General features: G+C 66.0%; 23 protein-coding genes. 15 read left to right on the top strand and 8 right to left on the bottom strand.

What is annotated here, in order from left to right:
• Positions 1-49: 49 nt before the first annotated feature.
• Positions 50-409, bottom strand: a complete 360-nt coding sequence (locus tag IFT65_RS15125) for a roadblock/LC7 domain-containing protein (RefSeq protein WP_192082149.1) — start codon at positions 407-409, stop codon at positions 50-52.
• An 81-nt stretch (positions 410-490) separates the two neighbouring features.
• Positions 491-943 (bottom strand): roadblock/LC7 domain-containing protein, encoded by a 453-nt coding sequence (locus IFT65_RS15120; RefSeq protein ID WP_192082112.1) that lies wholly within the window; start codon positions 941-943, stop codon positions 491-493.
• A gap of 272 nt (positions 944-1,215) precedes the next feature.
• On the opposite strand from IFT65_RS15120, the gene rocF reads away from it, so the two are divergent.
• From rocF to IFT65_RS15100, 4 genes are all read left to right on the top strand, one after another.
• Complete coding sequence (gene rocF, locus IFT65_RS15115) at positions 1,216-2,133, top strand: arginase (protein WP_188325778.1); 918 nt, start codon at positions 1,216-1,218, stop codon at positions 2,131-2,133.
• Positions 2,134-2,276: 143 nt separating this feature from the next.
• Entirely contained in the window at positions 2,277-2,429 is a 153-nt protein-coding gene (locus IFT65_RS15110; RefSeq protein WP_188325779.1) for an entericidin A/B family lipoprotein, read from the top strand.
• Between the two features lie 66 nt (positions 2,430-2,495).
• Entirely contained in the window at positions 2,496-2,633 is a 138-nt protein-coding gene (locus tag IFT65_RS15105) for an entericidin A/B family lipoprotein (RefSeq protein ID WP_188325780.1), read from the top strand.
• A gap of 196 nt (positions 2,634-2,829) precedes the next feature.
• Entirely contained in the window at positions 2,830-3,051 is a 222-nt protein-coding gene (locus IFT65_RS15100) for a CsbD family protein (RefSeq protein WP_188325781.1), read from the top strand.
• A gap of 64 nt (positions 3,052-3,115) precedes the next feature.
• Here IFT65_RS15100 and IFT65_RS15095 read toward each other — a convergent pair whose 3' ends face one another.
• A complete protein-coding gene (locus tag IFT65_RS15095) occupies positions 3,116-3,928 on the bottom strand; it encodes a hypothetical protein (protein ID WP_192082111.1) in 813 nt (270 codons plus the stop codon).
• 112 nt (positions 3,929-4,040) lie between these two features.
• Between IFT65_RS15095 and IFT65_RS15090 the strand changes: the two genes are divergently transcribed.
• The 4 genes from IFT65_RS15090 to IFT65_RS15075 all read left to right on the top strand — a co-directional run bounded on the left by IFT65_RS15090 (position 4,041) and on the right by IFT65_RS15075 (position 8,456).
• Positions 4,041-5,330 carry a tryptophan--tRNA ligase gene (locus IFT65_RS15090; protein ID WP_192082110.1) on the top strand — a complete coding sequence of 430 codons (1,290 nt, stop codon included), beginning with the start codon at positions 4,041-4,043 and terminating at the stop codon, positions 5,328-5,330.
• Positions 5,331-5,397: 67 nt separating this feature from the next.
• Positions 5,398-5,697, top strand: a complete 300-nt coding sequence (locus tag IFT65_RS15085) for a hypothetical protein (RefSeq protein WP_192082109.1) — start codon at positions 5,398-5,400, stop codon at positions 5,695-5,697.
• 98 nt (positions 5,698-5,795) lie between these two features.
• On the top strand, positions 5,796-6,728 hold the full coding sequence (locus IFT65_RS15080) for an MBL fold metallo-hydrolase (protein ID WP_192082108.1): 933 nt from the start codon (positions 5,796-5,798) through the stop codon (positions 6,726-6,728).
• Between the two features lie 75 nt (positions 6,729-6,803).
• Positions 6,804-8,456: a M28 family metallopeptidase gene (locus IFT65_RS15075; protein ID WP_192082148.1), complete on the top strand. Its 1,653-nt coding sequence runs from the start codon at positions 6,804-6,806 to the stop codon at positions 8,454-8,456.
• Between the two features lie 120 nt (positions 8,457-8,576).
• Here IFT65_RS15075 and IFT65_RS15070 read toward each other — a convergent pair whose 3' ends face one another.
• Complete coding sequence (locus IFT65_RS15070; RefSeq protein WP_192082107.1) at positions 8,577-9,827, bottom strand: uracil-xanthine permease family protein; 1,251 nt, start codon at positions 9,825-9,827, stop codon at positions 8,577-8,579.
• Positions 9,828-9,994: 167 nt separating this feature from the next.
• Here IFT65_RS15070 and yedA point away from each other — a divergent pair, with 167 nt between their 5' ends.
• The 3 genes from yedA (at position 9,995) to IFT65_RS15055 (ending at position 12,810) form a co-directional block, all read left to right on the top strand.
• Positions 9,995-10,894, top strand: a complete 900-nt coding sequence (yedA, locus tag IFT65_RS15065) for a drug/metabolite exporter YedA (protein WP_188325786.1) — start codon at positions 9,995-9,997, stop codon at positions 10,892-10,894.
• Positions 10,891-11,790, top strand: a complete 900-nt coding sequence (gene rarD, locus IFT65_RS15060) for an EamA family transporter RarD (protein ID WP_192082106.1) — start codon at positions 10,891-10,893, stop codon at positions 11,788-11,790. Before yedA ends, rarD begins: the two co-directional genes overlap by 4 nt.
• Before the next feature lie 183 nt (positions 11,791-11,973).
• On the top strand, positions 11,974-12,810 hold the full coding sequence (locus IFT65_RS15055; RefSeq protein WP_192082105.1) for a hypothetical protein: 837 nt from the start codon (positions 11,974-11,976) through the stop codon (positions 12,808-12,810).
• A gap of 81 nt (positions 12,811-12,891) precedes the next feature.
• Here the strand turns inward: IFT65_RS15055 and IFT65_RS15050 are convergent, their stop codons facing one another.
• The 4 genes from IFT65_RS15050 to IFT65_RS15035 form a co-directional block, all read right to left on the bottom strand.
• Positions 12,892-14,211: an ABC transporter permease gene (locus IFT65_RS15050; RefSeq protein ID WP_192082104.1), complete on the bottom strand. Its 1,320-nt coding sequence runs from the start codon at positions 14,209-14,211 to the stop codon at positions 12,892-12,894.
• Between the two features lie 10 nt (positions 14,212-14,221).
• The gene (locus IFT65_RS15045) at positions 14,222-15,379 is read right to left on the bottom strand and encodes an ABC transporter permease (protein ID WP_188325790.1); all 1,158 of its coding nucleotides are present in this window, start codon (positions 15,377-15,379) and stop codon (positions 14,222-14,224) included.
• 14 nt (positions 15,380-15,393) lie between these two features.
• Positions 15,394-16,083, bottom strand: coding sequence for an ABC transporter ATP-binding protein (locus IFT65_RS15040; RefSeq protein WP_188325791.1), 690 nt, complete (start codon positions 16,081-16,083; stop codon positions 15,394-15,396).
• Positions 16,084-16,177: 94 nt separating this feature from the next.
• Positions 16,178-17,404, bottom strand: a complete 1,227-nt coding sequence (locus IFT65_RS15035; protein ID WP_192082147.1) for an efflux RND transporter periplasmic adaptor subunit — start codon at positions 17,402-17,404, stop codon at positions 16,178-16,180.
• Positions 17,405-17,631: 227 nt separating this feature from the next.
• Between IFT65_RS15035 and IFT65_RS15030 the strand changes: the two genes are divergently transcribed.
• From IFT65_RS15030 to IFT65_RS15015, 4 genes are read left to right on the top strand one after another with little or no spacing between them, the layout of a single operon-like run.
• Entirely contained in the window at positions 17,632-18,531 is a 900-nt protein-coding gene (locus IFT65_RS15030) for an ABC transporter ATP-binding protein (RefSeq protein WP_249405180.1), read from the top strand.
• Entirely contained in the window at positions 18,528-19,307 is a 780-nt protein-coding gene (locus tag IFT65_RS15025; RefSeq protein ID WP_192082102.1) for an ABC transporter permease, read from the top strand. Before IFT65_RS15030 ends, IFT65_RS15025 begins: the two co-directional genes overlap by 4 nt.
• A gap of 6 nt (positions 19,308-19,313) precedes the next feature.
• On the top strand, positions 19,314-20,543 hold the full coding sequence (locus IFT65_RS15020; RefSeq protein ID WP_192082101.1) for a sensor histidine kinase: 1,230 nt from the start codon (positions 19,314-19,316) through the stop codon (positions 20,541-20,543).
• Positions 20,540-21,142, top strand: coding sequence for a response regulator transcription factor (locus IFT65_RS15015; RefSeq protein ID WP_192082100.1), 603 nt, complete (start codon positions 20,540-20,542; stop codon positions 21,140-21,142). The genes IFT65_RS15020 and IFT65_RS15015 overlap by 4 nt, the downstream gene beginning before the upstream one ends.
• The last annotated feature ends 30 nt before the right edge of the window (positions 21,143-21,172 follow it).

Raw genomic sequence — 21,172 nt, 5'->3', positions numbered from 1 at the left:
CACCGCGTCCGTGCCGGCACGCGGCACCGGACAGAGCAGGCGTGCGGGCTCAACTGAAATCCAGGGTCTTTTCGAACGACTTCAGCTCATGGCGCGCCATCGCCAGGTTCGAGCGGCTGCGATCCAGCACGACGTACAGGAACAGCATCGGATTGCTCTCCAACGGTCGGATCAGGTGGTACTGGCTGCTCAGGCTGATCAGGATGTCTTCGAGGGTGTCGGACAGGCCGAGCGACTGTGCCACGCGACGCTTGGCGCGCACGACTTCGGTGTTGCCCGCAGCAGCCAGTTCGAGGTTGACGTCGCCACCACCGATCATTCCCAGCGCCATGCCGCTGTCACTGTCGACAAGGGCGGCACCGACGAAGCCGGTGATCGAATTGAGGTTTTCCAGATTGAGCTTTGACACAGTCATCCTTTTTTGGGTCGTGCAGAGTGGCAGGGCAGACCGCGCGGCCTGCCTTCGGAAAAGCAAAGAGGGGAAGCGGGGTCAGCCTGCGCGTGCGCGCAGGGCGGTCTCGAGGCGGGCAGCGCATTCGCGCGCATGGAACAGCAGCACGGCGAGGTTGACCTCCGCCGAGGCAACGGCGGTGAGCGTCATCGGCTTGTCGGCGTTTACCCGGATCAGCACCACGTTGCCCTGCCGGGTGCACACCGTGGCGTACTCAGCCTCGCTCAGCGAGAGCTCGCGCGATACGGTTTCGCCCAGCGTAAGGAACGAGTTGGTCATCGCCGCCAAGCGGCGACCGTCTACGCCCAGCGCTGAATCTTCGGCCACCGCACGCCCATCGGCCGTGGACAGCATCAGCAGCGTCAGTCCGGCCTCGCGCTCACGTGCCTGGCGGAAGATGTCGGTGATGCGGGTCGTATCGTAAAGCTGGCGCACGGGCTGGCTTTCGCCGGTCGCACCGCGGACGATCTGGTTGATGGCACTGCGTTGCACTGGTTTCCCCCTGGAACCGTTCGCGGACCGCCGAGTGGCGACGCATTTTCCAACCGTTGAGAGGCTGAAAGTGTGAACCGTAGCACAGTATATCGGACCACTTTTGCAACGCAGGATTAACCGCTCCGCGTGTCAAGTCTTTGACAGGGCGGGCTTTTCACGTGAAAAGCAGTGGCCTTCCGCTCCTGCGGCCGTAATGGCTGCTGCACTGCCGCGAGAGGACGCCGGTCGTGCTGGATAGACTGGCTTCTTTGTTCCGTACCGAGGTTGCAATGACCCATCTTCCCGTCTCGCTGATCGGCGTCCCCACCGACATCGGCGCTGGCCATCGTGGTGCCCGCTTGGGGCCAGAAGCCTTGCGCATCGCCGGGCTGCCCGAGGCGCTTGCGGCACGTGGCGTCGAAGTACGCGACCTGGGCAACCTGGACGGACCGCGCAATCCCTGGACGCCCCCGGTGGCCGGCTATCGCCATCTGGACGAAGTCGTCGAATGGAACCGGCTGCTGATGGAGGCCACGCTGGCCGAGCTGCGCGATGGGCGGATGCCGATCATGCTGGGCGGCGACCATTGCCTGGGCGTGGGCTCGGTCACGGCCGTGGCGCGCTGGTGCCGCGAACAGGGCAAGGACCTGCGCCTGCTGTGGCTGGACGCACATTCGGATTTCAACACCAGCGACGTCACCCCATCGGGCAACGTGCACGGCATGCCGGTTGCCTGCCTGTGCGGCCTGGGCCCGGACGCACTGACCCGGCTCGGCGGTGATGCGCCGGCGCTGCTGCCTTCGCAGGTCCGGCAGATCGGCATCCGCTCGGTGGACCCGGAGGAAAAGCGTCTGATCAAGCAACATCGGGTGGATGTCTATGACATGCGCTACATCGACGAAGCGGGCATGAAGCGCACGATGGAGGCCGCACTGGCAGGCATCGATGAAAACACCCACCTGCACGTCAGCTTCGACGTCGACTTCCTCGACCCCAGCATCGCGCCCGGCGTCGGCACCACCGTGCCGGGCGGGGTGAATTACCGCGAGGCACAGTTGGTGATGGAGATGATCGCCGACAGCGGGCGCATGGGTTCGCTGGACATCGTGGAATTGAACCCGCTGCTGGACAACCGCAACAGCACGGCCGAACTGGCCGTGGATCTGGTGGAAAGCCTGTTCGGCAAGTCCACCCTGATGCGGGACTGAGGGGGGCGCCAGCCTGCCGCGGGGGTCGCCGATGAACAGGCGACCCCCGCGTTCACACTCGCTCCACGCCGATAACGCCAGATTGCTCCTCACGCGGCACGCCCGGTCGTTCCGGACGCCGCGACTTGAACCAGGAGAAGACGATGAAGCGAATCATTTCCGTACTGTTGTTTGCGCTGTGCACCGCAGGTTCGCTGACCGCCTGCAATACCGTTGCCGGTGCCGGCAAGGACATGCAGAGCGCTGGCGATGCTGTCCATGACACCGCGCAGGACTGCAAAAACGGCAAGTGCTGAGCGACGGCTTCTTACCCCTCTTTACCGCATGAGCGGTGATGTAATTCAATCAACCAGGAGAAACCCATGAAGCGTGCTATTGCCCTGATGCTGTTGTCCATGTTCTCGGTCGCCATGCTGGCCGGCTGCAACACCGTTGCTGGCGCCGGCAAGGATGTGCAGGGTGCAGGCGAGAAGGTGGAAGACGCCGCCCGCAAGAACTGATCGCACTCGCGCATCAAACAGAAAGGCCCGGGATTCCCGGGCCTTTCTGCGTTATGGGCGGTGCGCTGCAGGGCGATGTCTGCGGTTCAAGTACGTGAGCACCCGTTTCATCCGCGCTTGACCGTTCCTCAACGTGCCGTGTTGCAAGCTACAGATGCGGTAACACCACCGTTCCATTCTGCAACGAGGCCATACCATGAACGAAGACATCATCAAGGGTAAGTGGAAGCAGCTGAAGGGCAAGACGCAGGCCAAGTGGGGCGAGCTGACCAATGACGAGCTCGACGTTGCCGAAGGCGACTCGACCTACCTCGCCGGCAAGGTCCAGGAACGCTATGGCGTGACCAAGGACGAGGCCGAGAAGCAGGTCAGCGAGTATCGCGATTCGCTGCACAAGGATTACCCGGACTTCAAGTAATGGCCTGAGCCGTTACTGATCCGAAAACAACGGGCCCTTGCGGCCCGTTGTTGTTTTTCGTGCGTCAACGACGCGGTGGGTCGGCCACGAAGCGCTGTGGAAACGCCTGTGGGATACGGTCGCCGGCCGAAGCTTGATCCTCCACTACGATGCCGCGTGCACGCAGGTTGCGCGCGCTGTCATAGCGCAGTTGACTGATCTGCACGGGCTGCGCCGTGGCCCGCTCGAATGACGTGTCGCGCACCGACGAAAATTCGCGATCGCCGTGGGCGGTACCGAGACGTTGCGCCGGAGCCGGTGCGGACGACATTTCAGCCATGGAGCGCGTGCTGCTGTCTGCAGCGGCCTCCGCCCGCGACGCGGGCTTGGCGATCCGCCCGCGCGGCGTGGGCAGGCCAGGCAGCCAGCGCACGGCGCGCTTCTCGCCGAACACGGCGATGCCGACTACGCCCAGGTCCTCGCCGCGCCCGGTCCGCTGCGCGTAGCTGTCGCGGGGACTGCTGAAGACGAACTGGGCCACTTCGTCATTCGACTTGCGCCAGCCGGTGATGTCCGTCGATTGCCAGGGCGCCAGTACATAGCCGGTCTGGTCAGGGGTCGCCGACTCGCCACTGACCGCGTTGATGCCATCGACCGACAGCACGACGAGCACCCGTTCCGGGCTGGCGTTATGCAGCCGCACGGCATAGCGGTGGCCACGCTCGCCCGCCACCCAGTACTGGCCGTCATGACGGTAGCGGGGCAGGGCGCCATCGCGCTCGCGGTCCACCAGGGTCAGCTCGACCGGACCTCGCTCGACGCGCGACCGCTCGGGTGCCACCGGCGTGAAGCCGGCCAGCAGGGTAATGCTCAACAGGGGCAGCAACAGGCGTTTCATCGTGGTTCTCCGTGGCAGGGTGACAGGGAGAACGCCCCACCAGGGGCGGCGGGGTTGCGCCGTTCGAGGGTAAACTGGGGCCGTTCACCGCAGGTTTCCCGTCGAGCAGTCAATGACCACCCGAGTCCTCACCGGTATTACCCCCTCCGGCACCCCGCACCTTGGCAACTATGTGGGCGCGATCCGCCCGGCCATCGCCGCCAGCCGCGCGCAGGGTATCGAAAGCTTTTTCTTCCTGGCCGATCTGCACAGCTTGATCAAGGCGCAGGAACCGGAGCGCACCCAGCGCTCCACGCTGGAAATCGCCGCCAGCTGGCTGGCCTGCGGGCTGGACCCTGAACAGGTGTGGTTCTACCGGCAGAGTGACATCCCGGAAACCAACGAGCTGATGTGGTTCCTCACCGTCGTTGCCAGCAAGGGCATTCTCAATCGTGCCCATGCCTACAAGGCCGCGATGGACAAGAACGAGGCCGACGGACTGGACCAGGACGCCGGTATCAGCGCCGGGCTGTTCATGTATCCGGTGCTGATGGCGGCCGACATCCTCATCTTCAAGGCGAACCGGGTACCGGTGGGCCGCGACCAGATCCAGCACATCGAGATGGCGCGCGATTTTGGCCAGCGCTTCAACCATGTCTACGGCAAGGAATACTTCCCGCTGCCCGAGGTGGTGATCGACGAACAGGTCGCCACGCTGGCCGGCCTGGACGGCCGCAAGATGAGCAAGAGCTACAACAACACCATCCCGCTGTTCGCCCCGCGCGAAGAGTTGAAGAAGCTGGTGTTCTCCATCCTCACCGACTCGCGCGCGCCTGGCGAAGCGAAGGACACCGAGGGCTCGCCGCTGTTCCAGATGTACCAGGCATTCGCTACGCCGGAACAGACGGCGGCCTTCGCCGCCGCCTTCGCAGCAGGCATCAGCTGGGGTGATGCGAAGCAGCAGTTGTTCGAGCGCGTCGACGCCGAGCTGTCGCCCCTGCGCGAGCGCTACGATGCCCTGATGGCTGAGCCGGAGAAGATCGAAGCGCTGCTGCGCCGTCGTGGCCAGCAGTTGCGCGAGCAGTACGCGGTGCCGCTGCTGAAAGAGCTGCGTCACGCCGTCGGCCTGCGTGACCTGGCCGACGTACCGCAGGCGCCGGCCGCAGCGTCAGTGCGCATCGCGCTGCCGGTGTTCAAGCAGTACCGTGAAAAGGATGGTCGCTTCTATTTCAAGCTCAGCGACAGTGAAGGCGCGCTGCTGATCCAGAGCACGGGCTTCGACTCGCCGCGTGATGCGGGCCAGCTGATTGCCGTGCTGAAGCAGGCCGAGCAGGGTGATGCCCTGCAGAGCGAGTTGTTCAAGCTGGAAGCCGAAGTAGACCAGGTTCTGGCCGCGCTGTTGGCGCTGCGCGAGGCGGCCTGAGGTCACACGGGTCAGGGTCGACGCGCCGACCTGACCCCACCGCCCCACCACGATCGAGGACACCCGCATGGCCTGGCTGTCGTTGCTGCTGTTCCTGCCCTGGTTCGTGGTACTGGGCACCCTGTTCTGGTGCTATCCCCGCGGACCCCGTTCGGCGCGCCGCCGCATGATCGATGTGTCGACGCTCGTGCTTTCTCTCGTGCTCAGCGTCCTCGCCATGCACTGGGGATACCGCATCGGCAGCGCGCAGCCGGATGCGGGACCGATCTGGCCGCAGGTACTGGCCGTGTTGTACGCCTACGGTGCGTTCCTGGCGGTGATGAGTGCCGCACTGCTGCTGCGCAGGCGGCGTGCGCCAACGGCGTAGGGCGCCGGCGCCTGCCCGTCCGACCAAAGCCGCATCGAACCCAAGCGGCCTGCACGTCTACCATGGGGTCTGTCCTTGACCCTGCCAGGTGCGCGCCGATGTCCGCCGATCCCAGCATCCACATCATCGATACCGGATTCCAGCGCGCCGCGTTCGATGCGGCGTACCTGATCGTAGAGAACGGCCGCGCTGCCTTCGTCGACTGTGGAACGTCGCTGGCCGTACCCGCGATGCTGCAGGCGCTGGCCGATGCCGGGCTGACACCCGATGCGGTGGACTGGCTGTTGTTGACCCACGTCCACCTGGACCACGCCGGCGGTGCCGGCCTGCTGATGCAGCAGTTGCCGAACGCACGCGCCGTGCTGCATCCGCGTGGCGCGCCGCACATGATCGATCCCGCGCGGCTGATCGCCGGCGCGACCGCCGTGTACGGCGAGGAAGAGATCGCACGCAGCTACGGCCGCATCGACGCGATTCCTGCCGAGCGGGTGGTGATTGCCGACGACGGCCACCGCATCGACGTGGGCGGGCGCGCGCTGCTGCTGGTGCACACGCCGGGGCATGCACTGCATCACTACTGCGTGTGGGATGACCGCAGTCGCAGCTGGTTCACCGGCGATACGTTCGGACTGTCCTACCGCGAACTGGACAGCGCACAGGGGGCTTTCATCATCCCGACCTCATCGCCCGTGCAGTTCGATCCTGATGCGATGAAGTCGTCCATCCAGCGCCTGCTGGCCTGCCAGCCCATTGCCATGTATCTCACCCACTACGGCCGCGTGGAGGGGGTCGCGGCGCGTGGCGACGATCTGCTGGAGCAGATCGATGCGATGGTGGCCATCGGTCGCCAGTGCGATGGGCGTCCCGACCGCCACCGGCACCTGCTGGCGGCGCTGCGCGCGCTGTACCTCGAGCGTGCGTTGGCACACGGGTGTTCGCTGGACCAGGAGGCCGTGGCGCGGGTACTGGCGATGGATATCGAGCTCAACGCGCAGGGCCTCGCGTGCTGGCTGGACCGCGACCGCCGCTGATCATTCCGCGTCATCGCGCTGTCACGTACACTCGGGGGCATCCCTGTTTTCCTGTCCCGGTGATCCGTGAATCCGATGCGCGTGCTGTTGTTGTCGTCCTGCCTGTTCGTCGGTGGCCTTGCCCATGCGGCGAATGATCTTCCTGGCGGCGGCATCGATCCGCAGGCGCTCTCCCGCCATGTGCGCGTGCTCGCATCGGACGAGTTCGAAGGACGTGCGCCTGCCACCGAGGGTGAGGAGCGTACCGTGCAGTACCTGATCGAACAGTTCCGCAGCTACGGCCTGCAGCCTGGCGGTGTCGATGGCACCTGGGTACAACCGGTGCCGCTGGTGCGCGCGCAGCTGGCGGGTCCGGCGGTCGCGACGCTGTCGTTGAAGGGCGGCACGCGTCGCCTGGTGAACGGTGAGGATGTGACCCTGCAGAGCCTGCAGCCGCGCGACAGCGTGCAGCTGAAGGACGCGCCGCTGGTGTTCGTCGGCTACGGCATCGATGCGCCGGAGCGCAACTGGGACGACTACAAGGGCACGGATCTGCGCGGCAAGATCGCGGTGATGCTGATCAACGATGCCGACTTCGAGACCGATGCCCCGGGCGCGTTGGATGGCAAGGCCGTCACGTACTACGGTCGCTGGACTTACAAGTTCGAAGAAGCGGCCCGCCGCGGTGCGGCCGGCGTCCTGATCGTGCACGAGACCGCACCGGCGGCCTATGGCTGGGCCACGGTGAAGAGCTCGGGTACCTCGCCGCTGTTCGACATCCAGCGCAGCAACGACGACGCGATGGCGCAGCACACGCCGTTGCGCGGCTGGATGCAGCGCTCGCTGGCCGAGGCGATCTTCGCCGATGCCGGCCTCGATTTCGATGCGGAGAAGCGCAAGGCGCAGAAGGCGGATTTCAAGCCGGTGGTGCTGGACAATGCCACGCTGAGTGCGGCCTTCAAGCTCAAGCGCGAAGCGGTGGTCACCCGCAACGTGGTGGCCAAGCTGCCCGGTGGAGAGCACGGCGATGAAGCGGTGATCTTCTCCGCCCATTGGGATGCCTTCGGCATCGGCCAGCCGGATGCCAAGGGTGACCGGGTGCGCCACGGTGCCATCGACAACGCCACCGGCGTGGCGACCGTGCTCGAACTCGGCCGCGTGTTCGCGGCGGGCCCGCAGCCGCAGCGCACTCTGTACTTCGTTGCGCTGACCGCCGAAGAAAAGGGCCTGCTGGGCGCGAGTTACTACGCCACGCATCCGCTGGCGCCGCTGGAGAAGACTGCGGCGGTGCTGAACATCGAGATGTTCAGTCCGGACGGCGCAACGCGCGATATTGCCTCATGGGGCAAGGGGCGTGTGTCGCTGGAAGGCGACCTGGAGCGGGTGGCGAAGGCGCGCGGCCGCACCTACAGCCCCGATCCGAATCTGGAAGCGGGTTTCTTCTACCGGGCCGACCACTTCGCGTTCGCCCGTCTGGGCGTGCCGGCGATCACCGTAGGCCCGGGCCTGGACAAACTGGAGGGCGGTGTCGAAGCGGGCCGCGCGTTGCGGGAGAAGTACTTCGCCGACTGCTACCACCAGGCCTGCGATGCCTGGACCCCCACGTGGGATCCGGCCGGCCATGCCGCTGACACGCTGCTGGTTTACGACCTGGGCGCGGAACTCGCCAACAGCCGTACGTGGCCGACGTGGGAAGAAGGATCGGAGTTCCGCAAGGCACGCGAGGCCAGCGACGCCGCGCGGCGCTGAAGCGGGCGATTATCCAGGAAGTAATGGGGTCGGCACGCTTTCGCCATGCGAAACGGCGCTGACCCCGGTTGGTGCGCGCTGCCGGCTTCTGTCCAACGTCCTGTCGGCCACACGTGCACGTCAGGGCGTTGGTGACTTGCTCGCGGGCAGCAGCAGGTTCAGTGCGATCGCCACCACCGCGCACAGCGCGATGCCCTTCAGGCCGAAGTCGTCCGGGCCCGTGCCGGTGCCGACCAGCACGCCGCCGATGCCGAACACCAGCGTCACCGATACGATCACCAGGTTGCGGGCTTCGCCCAGATCGATCCGGTGGCGGATCAGGGTGTTCATGCCCACCGCCGCGATGGAGCCGAACAGCAGGCACAGGATGCCCCCCATCACCGGCACGGGAATGCTCTGCAGCAGCGCGCCGAATTTGCCGATGAAGGCCAGGCTGACGGCGAAGATCGCCGCCCACGTCATGATCTTCGGGTTGTAGTTCCTGGTCAGCATCACCGCGCCGGTCACTTCAGCGTAGGTGGTGTTGGGTGGGCCTCCGAACAGGCCGGCCGCGGTGGTCGCCACGCCATCACCGAACAACGTGCGGTGCAGGCCCGGCTTCTTCAGGTAATCACGCCCGGTCACGCTGCCCACCGCGATCACCCCGCCGATGTGTTCGATGGCCGGCGCCAGCGCGACGGGCACGATGAACAGGATCGCCTGCCAGTTGAAGGCCGGCGCGGTGAAGTGGGGCAAGGCGAACCACGGTGCGGCGGCGATACGCGCGGTGTCGACCACGCCGAACGCGAACGACAGCCCGAACCCCACCAGTACGCCGAACATGATCGGCAGCAGGCGGAACATGCCGCGCCCGAACACCGCCACCACCAGCGTGGTCAGCAAGGCGGGCATCGAGATCAGCATGGCGGTCTGGTAAGGGATGAGCACCGTGCCGTCGGCATCCTTGCCCATCGCCATGTTCGCTGCGATCGGTGCCATCGCCAGACCGATCGAGATGATCACCGGGCCGATCACGACGGGGGGCAGCACGCGATCGATGAACCCGGTGCCTTTGATCTTCACGGCGAAGCCAAGGAACGTGTACACGAAGCCGGCCGCCATCACCCCGCCCATGGTTTCGGCCAACCCGAATTGTTGCTTGGCAAGAATGATCGGGGTGATGAAGGCGAAACTGGAGGCCAGGAATACCGGCACCTGCCGGCCGGTCACCAGTTGGAACAACAAGGTGCCCAGCCCGGCGGTGAACAGCGCGACGTTGGGGTCCAGGCCCGTGATCAGCGGCATCAGCACCAGCGCGCCGAAGGCCACGAACAGCATCTGCGCACCGGACAGCACCTGGCGCCACAGCGGATCGTTGAATTCATCCTGCATCGTCAGGCCTTCCTCGGTGTGGCGCCGGCAAACTATTCGCGGGCAGTGCCGGAGCGCCATGATATAGACGGCTGCGGCCATCCGTCGAAAACAGCATGCCGCGTTATTGACTGCTCGCGGGGCCGGCAAAGGCCTAGAATCCCCCTTCCCCCGCATCGTGGTGGCCCATGGCCGTCGTCCCTGAATCTCCCGCCGCCCCGCGCGGTGGTGCCGTCGCCCTGGCCTTGCTGCTGGTCTATGTGGTGTGGGGCTCGACGTACCTGGGCATTGCCAAGGCGCTGCAGGCCGGCGTGCTGCCGCTGACGTCGGTGTCCGGGGCGCGCTTCATCGTGGCGGGCAGCCTGATGTATGCGGCGCTGCGGCTGTTCTGGAAGGTGCCCCGGCCGACGCTGCCCCAGTGGCGCAACCTGGCCATCATGGGCTTCACCATGCTGCTGCTGGGCAACGGCATGGTGGTGCTGGCCGAGCGGGATGTATCGTCCGGACTGGCGGCCACCGCGGTGGCATCGGTGCCCCTGTGGATGGCGTTGTTCTCCGCCGTGCGCGGCCAGCATGCCACGCGCGGGGAGTGGCTGGGCATCGCCATCGGGTTCCTCGGCGTGGTCTGGCTCAATGCGGGCAGCAGCCTGGCCGCCTCGCCGACCGGCCTGGTCCTGCTGCTGGTGGCACCGGTGGGCTGGGCCTTCGGCTCGGTCTGGGTGCGCGGGCAGAACCTGCCCACGCCGTTCATGACCGCGGCCGGGCAGATGATCTGCGGTGGCGTGCTGTTGGTCATCACCGGGCTGGCCGTCGGCGAGCGGCCGACCAGCCTGCCCACCCGCGAGGGCCTGTTGGCCGTGGCCTACCTGTGCGTGTTCGGTTCCATCATCGCCTTCACCGCCTACGTGTGGCTGCTGCACAACGTGCGCCCGGCGCTGGCCGGCAGCTATGCCTACGTCAATCCGGTGATCGCGGTGCTGTTGGGCGTGCTGCTCAACGGCGAGCATTTCGGCTGGCGCGACCTGGTGGCGATGGCGGTGATCCTGGTCGGCGTGGTGGTGCTGATGCTGGCGAGGGCGCGCAAGTGAGCGTGGCACTGGTCAGTGAGCAGGAGCAGCGACGCGGCTTTGCGGTTACCGCCTTCACCTTCGTGTTGTGGGGGCTGGTGCCGGTGTACTGGCATCTGCTGCGCGAGGTGCCCTCGTTCCAGATCATCGCCCATCGCATCATCTGGAGCACGGTGCTGGTGGTGGCGTGGCTGCTGCTCAGCAGCCGGCTGCAGTGGTTCAGGGCCATCGCCGCACAACCGCGGGCGCTGGCGACGCTGGCCATCAGCAGCATCGCCATCGCCTTCAACTGGGGGCTGTACATCTGGGCGATCAACGCCGGCCATGTGATCGATACCAGCCTCGGCTACTTCATCAACCCCTTGGTGAGCGTAGTGCTGGGCGTGGTGGTCCTGAAGGAGCGCCTGCGCCGCCTGCAGTGGCTGGCCGTGGCCTGCGCCGCAGTGGGAGTCGCGTGGCTGACCTGGCAGGCCGGCGCACCGCCGTGGATCGCCTTGGGTCTGGCCGGCTCGTTCGGCCTGTACGGCCTGCTGCGCAAATTGATCTCGGTGGATCCGGTGGCCGGATTGGCGGTGGAAAGCCTGTACCTGTTCCTCCCCGCGCTGGGCTTCGCGCTGTGGAGCGAAAGCGGTCATGGCGGCGGTTTCTTCGGCGGGTGGGGCTGGCGCAACGACCTGCTGCTGATCTTCGGTGGCGTGGTCACTGCCGCCCCACTGATCGGTTTCGCTTACGGTGTGAAGCGCATCGCCCTGTCGACCGTGGGCGTGCTGCAGTTCATCGCGCCCAGCCTGGGCCTGGTGCTGGGCGTGTTCTTCTTCAACGAACCGTTCGACAGCGCCCGCGCCGTCGGTTTCGCCGCCATCTGGGCCGGCCTGGCCCTGTTCGTCTTCGACGGCCTGCGCCGAACCCGCCGCTGAAAAAAGGGGACGGAGGGGATTAAGTCGTTTTTGGCTCTTCGGGTGCCAAAAACGACTTAATCCCCTCCGTCCCCGTTTCTTTGTGATTTGCAACATTTATGGAAGTCCTGCAGCGGATATCCACTTTCAATGACGGCTCTTGCCCAGCGGGCTGCACGGAGAGTCACCATGCGATGCGTTGCATTGTTGTTCCTGCTTTTCGCCCCCTCGGCCTGGGCAGATGATCCGATCGCCTACACCTGCTACTACTGCACCCCGGCAGAGATGGAGCATGTCGCCCTCCAGCAGGGGCTGGGTGAGCATTACGTCTATGATGCGGCCCGCGTGGACATCACCGGATTCACGGTAACGGCGCAGGGCAACCAACTGCGTGCAGTGTCATTCACCCCAGCGGCGTGGATCAGGACCCAGTTCGAAGCCATGTTGGCGGCCTATGACACCGACCGTGACGAGACCATCCATGTGTTCTCGGACACCTTTCTCCATGCACCCGGCAGCTCCCATGGGCGGAGCATGACCGTCCTTTGGGGACATCACCTGGGTGGGCTTAATCCGGATCGCGAAACCGGGCGCGAGATCGTACGGCGGCACCTGTCTGACCAGCCTGGACTGGCCTACCTCTCCGCCGATGTGCAAGAGGGGCGCGTGCTGCGCTTCTGGTTCGAGCGTGATGATGCAAAGCCTTTGCTCGCTCGTCTTTACTTCACCAGTCTTCCCGGCTACCTGAGGCCACTCGGCACTGCGACTTTCTACTTCGACCGTGGCACGCGTCGATGGGAGTATCTGGCGTCGGAGGGCAGGCTCGATCAGATACCCGACAGTACAGATGATGTCGTCGGGCCATCTGGATTCAAGTCATACAGCTTCAACCGCTACTCATCCAATCCAGAAGAGCTGCCGGCCTTTCTGCAGTGGCTGGACTGGGCGGGGATTCCGGTTACTGGCGAAGTCACACCCGATAGTTCGGTCACCTTCACCTGCAGAAAGACCAACGGGCACATTGCCTGCGAACGCAGATGAAAAAAGGGGACGGAGGGTGTTAAGTCGTTTTCCGCACCTTAAGGGCCAGAAACGACTTAATCCCCTCCGTCCCCTTTTTGCTCAGACCTCGCGCAGGGCGGTGGTGATCGGCAGGCGGGCGGCGCGCAGGGCGGGGAACAGGCCGCCGACCAGGCCGATGCCGAGTGCCCACTTCAGGCCGCTCCACAGCAGCTCCGGCGAGACGTGGAACTTGAACACCACGGCGCTGAAGTTGCTGCCGATCGTCGATACGCTGTAGCCGTTGAACAGCAGCCACGCCACCGCGCAGCCCAGCAGGCCACCCAGCAGGGCCAGCAACATCGTTTCCAGCATCACGGCGGTCACCACGGGCAGGCCGCGGAAACCGATCGCGCGCATGGTGGCGATCTCGCGGGCGCGCGTGGCGACAGCGGCATACATGGTGTTCAGCGCGCCGAACACCGCACCGATGGCCATGATCGTGCCGATCACCTTGCCCAGGATGTTGATCAGGGTGGTCAGGCCGCCGCCCTGCTTGCTGTAGTAGACCCGGGTGGTTTCCACGTCCAGCTTCAGCCGGGGATCGCCGGCGACCGCTGCCTTGAACTGTTCGAAACCGGGCTTGCCGTCGGTGCGCACCGTCACCGACTGCAGGGCACTCCGCTGGTAGGTGGTGGCCAGCGTATCGACGTCGGTCCACAGCTCCGAATCGTGCGCATCGCCGGAGGCGAACACGCCTACCACCGTCCACGTCTGGTTGCCCAGGTTCAGCGTGCTGCCCACGTCCATGTCGCGGAACTGGGTCTTCGCACCTTGGCCGACCACCATCTCGCGCTTGCCGCCGGCGAACTTGCGGCCTTCGATGATGCGGACCTTGTCGTGCACCGCCCAGGCCATGTCGCCCACCCCGCGGAACTGCGCGTTGACATCGGTGCCGTCGGACTTTGATACCAGGTTGACCACCTGTGACAGCTCCGGCGACAACAGGGCGCGTCCCTTGTCGTCCCGCGCTACGCCGGGCAGGGTCGACAGCAGCGGTACCTGCGTGCGGGTAATCACCGAGTTGGTCTCTGCCTGCGAGCCGCCACGCAGCACGATGGCGGTGGTGTCATCGCCGGTACTGTTGAGCGTGGCCTGGAAGCCGGCACCCATCGCCAGCATCGCCACCAGTACGCCGACCACGCCGGCGATGCCGACCACGATCACCGACGAGGCGCCCCAGCGCTGCGGCAGGCTGGCGATGCCGATGCGGGTGGCCGCCAGCGCAAGCCGTCCACTGCGGCCCAGCAGCAGCCACAGCGCCAGCAGCACGGTGACGGCCAGCACGCCCCACCAGGGCAGCCAGACCCAGAACGCCAGGCCGACCGCGAGCGCGAACAGCATCGCGGCATTGAGCAGCCACTTCTTCAGGGTGTTCTTCATGGTCATGTCCTCAGCGTCCGGCCAGCGCGTCGACGATCTTCAGCCGCTTGGCGCGCAGCGCCGGCAGCAGTCCGACCACGATGCCGATCACGATGATCAGGGCGATGCCCACCAGCCACGTGGCGGTGGGTACATGCGGCGGCAACAGGCCGCGCGTCTGTGGCGCCAGTACCGGCAGGATGAGCGCCGCCAGGCCCATGCCGATCGCACCGCCCAGACCGACCAGCAGGATGGCTTCCACCATCACCAGGGTCAGTACGGTGCGGTCCTGGAAGCCCAGTGTCTTCAGCGTGGCCAGCTCGGGTATGCGTTCGCGCACGGCCTGCGCCATGGTGTTGCCGGTCAGCAGCAGCAGGGTGAAGAACACCGCGCCCATGATCGAAGTAACGATCATGCCGATGTCCGCGAACTGCTTGACGAAGGCCTGCTGGAACGCCGATTCGGTCTGGGTCTTGGTCTCATGGTCGGAGTTGGCCGAGATCGCGTCGATGGCCTGGGCGACGCGCGAGGCGTGGTCCGGATTGTCCAGGGTGATGGTGTACCAGCTCACCTGGCTCTTGATGTAGTCGTTGGACTCATCGAAATATTTCCAGTTCATCACCAGCTGCTGCTCTTCATTGCCGGCCACGGTGCGGTCTTTGGAGCGGAACGTGCCGACCAGCTCCAGCGGCCAGTCATTGCTGCCACCGCGCGGGAAGATGGTGGCCTGCAAGGGAATGGTGTCGCCGACCTTCCAGCCGAACTTCTTCGCCAGGGATTCGCCGACGATGGCGCCGGTACGCGTGTCCTGCCAGCGCTTCAACTGGTCGGGGGCGACCTCCAGCTCGCGGTAGATGTCGAAGTAGTTCGGTGCCACCGAGAAGTTGGGGAAGAAATCCTTGGGATCGCGGTAGATGCCCCCGAACCACATGCCGTAGGTGACGTCGCGTACGCCGGCGACCTGCCGGATCTGTGCGTCCAGGCGGATCGGCAGCGACTGGGTGATGGACAGCCGCGAGGCAGTGATCAGCCGATTGGCGCCTTCCACGCTGCCGCCCGCGGTGAACGCCACGCGGACCGAATCCAGCATGCCGAACAGCAGGAAGGCCGCTACCACCGACAGCAGGGTCAGCAGGGTGCGGGTGCGGCTGCGGAACAGCTGCGCCCAGACCAGTGAGAAGTATTTCATCAGCGTGCCCTCGGTCAGTGCGCCAGCGGTGCGGCGGCAAGTTCGCCCTTGTCCAGGTGCACGGTATGGGTCGCGTACTCGGCGGCTTTCGGATCGTGGGTGACCATGATGATTGTCTTGCCGTGCTCGCGGTTGAGCTGCTGCAGCAACTGCAGGATCTCTTCGGCGGACTGGCGGTCAAGGTCGCCCGTAGGCTCGTCGCAGATAAGGAACGTGGGGTCGGACACGATCGCGCGCGCGATGGCCACGCGCTGCTGCTGACCACCGGACAGTTCATTGGGGCGGTGGCTGCGGCGGTCCGCCAGGCCGACCAGGGTCAGGGCGATTTCCGCGTTGCGCTTGCGCTGGGCCGCGTTGAGGTGGGTCAACAACAAGGGCAGCTCGACGTTCTTCTGCGCGGTCAGCATCGGCATCAGGTTGTAGAACTGGAAAACGAAGCCAACGTGGTGGCTGCGCCAGGTGGACAGCTGGCCGCCGCTCATCTGGTCGATGCGCTCGTCTTCGATGGTGATCTCGCCGTCGCTGGGCGAATCCAGTCCGCCGATCAGGTTCAGCAGGGTGGTCTTGCCCGAACCGGAAGGCCCCATCAGCGCGACGAAGTCGCCCTTCTCGATGTCCAGGTCGATCCCGTGCAGGACCTTCACCTGCTCCGGCCCGCGCTGGTAGGTCTTGATGATGTTGCGCAATGAAACCAGGGTCGACATGCCGATTCTCCAGAGGCGGGGCGGATGGCCACGGATCGCCGTAACGACGGCGCTGGCCACGGTAGTGACGGCCGCTGGCCGTCAGACAGAAAACCTACGGTTGTTCCTTTACCTTGCTGCCGTCGTGCAACGCGTCCGTCGGATCGGTGACCACCGCCTCGCCAGCGCGTACGCCCTGCAGGATCTGCCGGTCTGCGTTCAACGCCAGTCCCGGGGTCACCGCGCGCTGCTGCACGCGGTCATCGGCCAGCACGAACACGACGCTGCGTCCGTCGCGCTGCACGACCGCCGTGGCCGGGATGCGCACGCCCTTCAGCCTGTCCTGGGTGTCCGCCTTCGGCTGCTCCAGAAAGCTCACCCGCACGCCCATCTCCGGCACGATGCGCGGGTCACGGGTCTTGATCGATACACGTACCTTGACCGTCGCCTTGCCACGGTCCGCCGTGGGAACGATGGCAATCACCTCCGCCGGGATCTTCCAGTCCGGGTAGGCATTGAGCGTGGCCTCGACCGGCATCTTCGGCTGCACGCGGCCGATGAAGGCCTCGCCGACCTCGACTTCGATCTCCAATGAATCCATGTCCACGATGGTGCCGATCCCGGTACGGGTGAAGCCACCGCCTGCCGACAGCGGCGACACGATCTCACCCGGCTGCGCCGCCTTGGCGGTGACCACCCCGGAGAACGGTGCGCGCACGATGTTGTTGTCCACGCCGAGGTCGGCGATGGCCAGCTGGTTGCCCGCCACCTGCACGTTGCGTTGTGCGGTATCCAGCTGCGCACGCAGGCTGTCGCGCTGGGCGATGGACTGGTCGAACTGCGAACGCGACACCAGCTGCTGCCCGACCAGGGACTGCAGGCGACCCGCTTCAGCATCCGCCTGTTTCAGCTGCGCCTGCAGTCCGGCCACCTGGCTGCGCGCCGCCTGCACCTGCGAGGCAGACAGGTCGCGCTGGGCGCCCGCATCGATCGGGTCCAGCGTCGCCATGATCTGGCCTTCCTCGACGCGCATGCCTTCTTCGATCATCACCTCGCGGACTTTGCCGGTGATCTTGGCCGATACCGTGGCCATGCGCCGTGCGACCACGTAGCCACTGGCATCAAGCACCGATGAGGATGCGCCCGCCCCGTCCAAGGCCACTGCGGGTGCCGTCTGTACCTCTACGGCCTGGGGGCGCAGCATCCACACCGCCGCGGCGATACCGATCAGCACCACCACGGCAATCACGATCCACAGCCAGCGGCGGCCACCCGGCGTGGGCGGCGGCGGCGTCTTGCGATCGATGCGAAGTTCTTTCAGGAGTTCACTGGAGGCGTTCATAGGGACCATGACGATGGATCGAGCGGAGTGTGACCCCCCGGTCCCCGAGGGGCAAACGGGAGCTCCGGTGCCAGCACAGAATGCGCGCTCCTGCGTTGTCGGGGCAGTGACAGCTGTCACCTGATATGGCTGACGGCGGGCACTGCGTGCCACGGGCGGAAAGCGCGAAGCTGCCAGCGTGATCCACGATCCACGCAGACCACCGCCCGCCCGCCAGGATGCCCCGCATGCACACGCCCCCCGTTACACCGCTCGCTTCACTGGACACCGTAAAAGTGACCTACCGGGCTGCCCCGGCGCTGCGTGGCATCAGCCTGCAGGTGCACGGCGGCGAGGTGCTTGCGCTGCTGGGTCGCAACGGGGCGGGAAAAAGCACCGCCATTTCCGTGCTGCTCGGCCTGCGCCATGCCGACGCTGGCACCGCGGTGCTGATGGGCGGCGACCCGCAGTCGCGGCGCCAGCGCGCGCAGGTGGGGGTGATGCTGCAGAGCACGGCGCTGCCGGAGAAGCTGCAGGTCGGCGAGCTGGTCGATCAGTTCCGTGCCAGCTATCCGGATCCCCTGCCGCTTCAGGAGGCGCTGGCAACGGCCGGTATCGAATCCCTGCAGCATCGCCGCTACGGCCAGCTGTCCGGCGGTCAACAGCGGCGCGTGCAGTTCGCCATCGCGGTCTGCGGCCAGCCGCGCCTGCTGTTCCTGGACGAGCCGACGACCGGGCTGGACGTGGATTCCCGACAGGTGATGTGGAAAGCGATCCGCCGCCTGGTCAGTGACGGCTGTGGCGTCGTCTTGACCACCCACTATCTGGAGGAAGCCGAAGCCCTGGCGGATCGGGTGATCGTGCTGGAGCAGGGACGGGTCCTTGCCGATGGGCCGATCGCCTCGTTTCGTCCACAGTTGGCACCGCGCCGCATCCGTTGCCGCAGCGCCCTGCAGGTAGACGTCGTGCGGCACTGGCCTGGCGTGCGCGAGGTGCAGCGCGACGGTGCGTACCTGCAGCTGCTGGCCGAACCGGCCGAGGCGGTGGTCGCGCGTCTGCTGGCCGACGACCCGCAGTTGCAGGAACTGGAGGTACGTGGCGGCGGGCTTGCCGAAGCCTTCGTCGAAATGACCCAGGAGGCCGCATGAACGCCACGTCCCGGACGTCCACTGCTGCGGCGCGTCGTCCTGCCACGCGCGCGTTGGCGCCCTATGTCGCCGAGCTCAAGGCAGAGCTGCGCCGTACGTGGCGCACGCCGGCTTTCGTGTTGCCGTGCCTGCTGTTCCCGGTGCTGTTCTATCTGATGTTCGGGGTGTTGCTGGGCCGCGGCCACGCGGCGCGTTACCTGCTGGCGACCTACTGTGTGTTCGGTGCGATGGGACCGGCGCTGTTCGGCTTCGGCGTGCAGTTTGCTCTTGATCGCGCCGGTGGCCTGCTGACCCTGAAACGCGCCTTGCCGGTGCCGCCGTTGGCACCGCTGCTGGCGCGCCTGCTGATGGCGGTGATCTTCGCGCTGATGGTTGCGGCATTGCTGATGCTTGCCGCGCGCCTGCTGGGAGGGCTGCAGCTGGCCCCGGGGCAGGTCTTCGGACTGCTGGGCGTGGCGGCGCTGGTTGCCTTGCCACTGGGTGCGATCGGCCTGTTGATCGGGGCCTGGGTCGGTGCCGATGCGGCCCCTGCCGTGGTCAACCTGGTCTACCTGCCGATGGCCCTGTTGTCAGGTCTGTGGGTGCCGTTGTCCGTGCTGCCCACGGTGTTCAGCACCTTTGCGCCGTTATGGCCGACGTGGCATGCGGCGCAGCTTGCGTTACCGGTGATGGGCGAGCCGACCAGCGGCAGCGCGACCGTGCACGTACTGGTGCTGGTCGCGGTGACGGTGTGCTGTGCACTGCTTGCCTCTCGCCGCCTGCGCCGCATCGGCTGACATGGCATGATCGGCCGCGACCGTCCCCTGCTGGAATCCCCCGTGCCATTGAAGTGGCTTGCCTCCCTCCTGCGCCCAGCGCCGGATTCCGCTGCAGCCGATCATCGCCGGCGGGGACAGTCCGCCTGGAGTGATTACATCCACCTGTTATGGACGTCGTGGGTGTTCCTGACGCCGCTGTTCGGTGGCGGCTACACCGCGCGCTGGGGGGTGCTGACGCTGATCAGCTACCCGACGTTCCTGTTCCTCTATGCGCGCACGATGCTGTCGCCGCGCCACCACGCACCCCGCTACGCGTTGGCGATGGTGGCGTTGAGCCTGGTGCTGGTGCCGTGGTATCCCTCGGGCATCAGCTACTTCGTGTTCGGTTGCGTGATGCTGCGCGTCTGCCGCAACGGCAGCACCTGGCGCTATGTTCTGCAGTTGCTGCTGCTCAATGCGGTGTATGTCAGCACGGCGTATCTCTCGGGGTGGGCATGGCAGAACCTGGTCTGGATTCCCTTCATGTCGGTGGTGATCGGGCTGATCTCCAACACCGAGTCGCTCAACAGGGACCGCGACGCGCAACTGCAGCTCTCGCAGGACGAAGTACGGCGCCTTGCCGCCACCGCCGAACGTGAGCGCATCGGGCGCGACCTGCACGATCTGCTCGGCCACACCCTGTCGCTGATCACACTGAAGCTGGAGCTGTCGCGCAAGCTGTACGATCGTGGCGACGCACGTGCCCGGCTGGAGATCGGCGAAGCGGAAGATATTGCGCGGCAGGCGCTTGCAGAGGTGCGCAGCGCCGTCACCGGATTCCGCTCCAGCGACCTTGCCGGTGAACTGGCATCTGCACGTCTGCTGCTGGAATGCCAGCAGGTGCACCTGGCGTACCAGCCACCGCCGCCCATGCCGCTGGAAACCGAGCGGGCGCTGGCCCTGGTGTTGCGCGAAGCGGTCACCAACATCGCCCGCCACGCGCAGGCCGGCACGGCGCAGGTCGACTTCGAGCGTGTGGGCAACACACTGCGGATGCAGGTCCGTGACAATGGCCGCGGCGGCGTGACGCGCGAAGGCAATGGTCTCGCCGGAATGCGTGAACGCCTCGTGGCACTGCAGGGCACGCTGCAGATCAGTACGGTGCCGCAGGGCGGCACCTGCATTGCGGCCAGCGTGCCGATGCCGGTAACGCCCAAGGGAACGCACAGTGTGCCTGCCCCCCTTCATTCCACGTCATCCAGGGAAGCACCATGATCCGGATCGTATTGGCCGAAGACCAGGCCATGGTGCGCGGCGCCTTGTCGGCGCTGCTCGGGCTTGAGCCGGATATCGAGGTGCTGGGCAGTGCAGCGGACGGCGAAGCTGCATGGCGCATGCTGCAGCAGGTGCAGCCGGACATCCTGGTCACCGACATCGAAATGCCCGGACTGACCGGACTGGAGCTTGCCCAGCGCATCGCACGGCAACAGCTGCCGATCAAGGTAGTGATCGTCACCACCTTCGCGCGTACGGGTTTCCTGCGCCGTGCGTTGGATGCCGGCGTGCTCGGCTACCTGCTGAAGGACGCACCGGCTGATCATCTCGCCGATGCGCTGCGGCGCGTACAGCAGGGCGCCCGCGCGATCGACCCGCAGCTGGCCCTGGACGCCTGGTCGCAGGCCGACCCATTGAACGACCGCGAGCGCCGCGTGCTGCGCCTGGCCGGCGAGGGCAAGACCGCCGGCGAAATCGCCACCGACCTCGGCCTTTCACACGGCACCGTACGCAACTACCTGTCCGAGTGCATCGGCAAGCTGGGCGTCGCCAACCGCATCGAAGCCTACCGCCTCGCCCGCCAGAAAGGCTGGCTCTGAAAAAAGGGGACGGAGGGGATTAAGTCGCAT

The organism is Stenotrophomonas sp. CFBP 13725 (assembly GCF_014841935.1).
Taxonomy (GTDB): Bacteria; Pseudomonadota; Gammaproteobacteria; order Xanthomonadales; family Xanthomonadaceae; genus Stenotrophomonas.
Note: the sequence above shows the minus strand (reverse complement) of the source record. Positions and strands in the feature narration are given on the sequence as shown.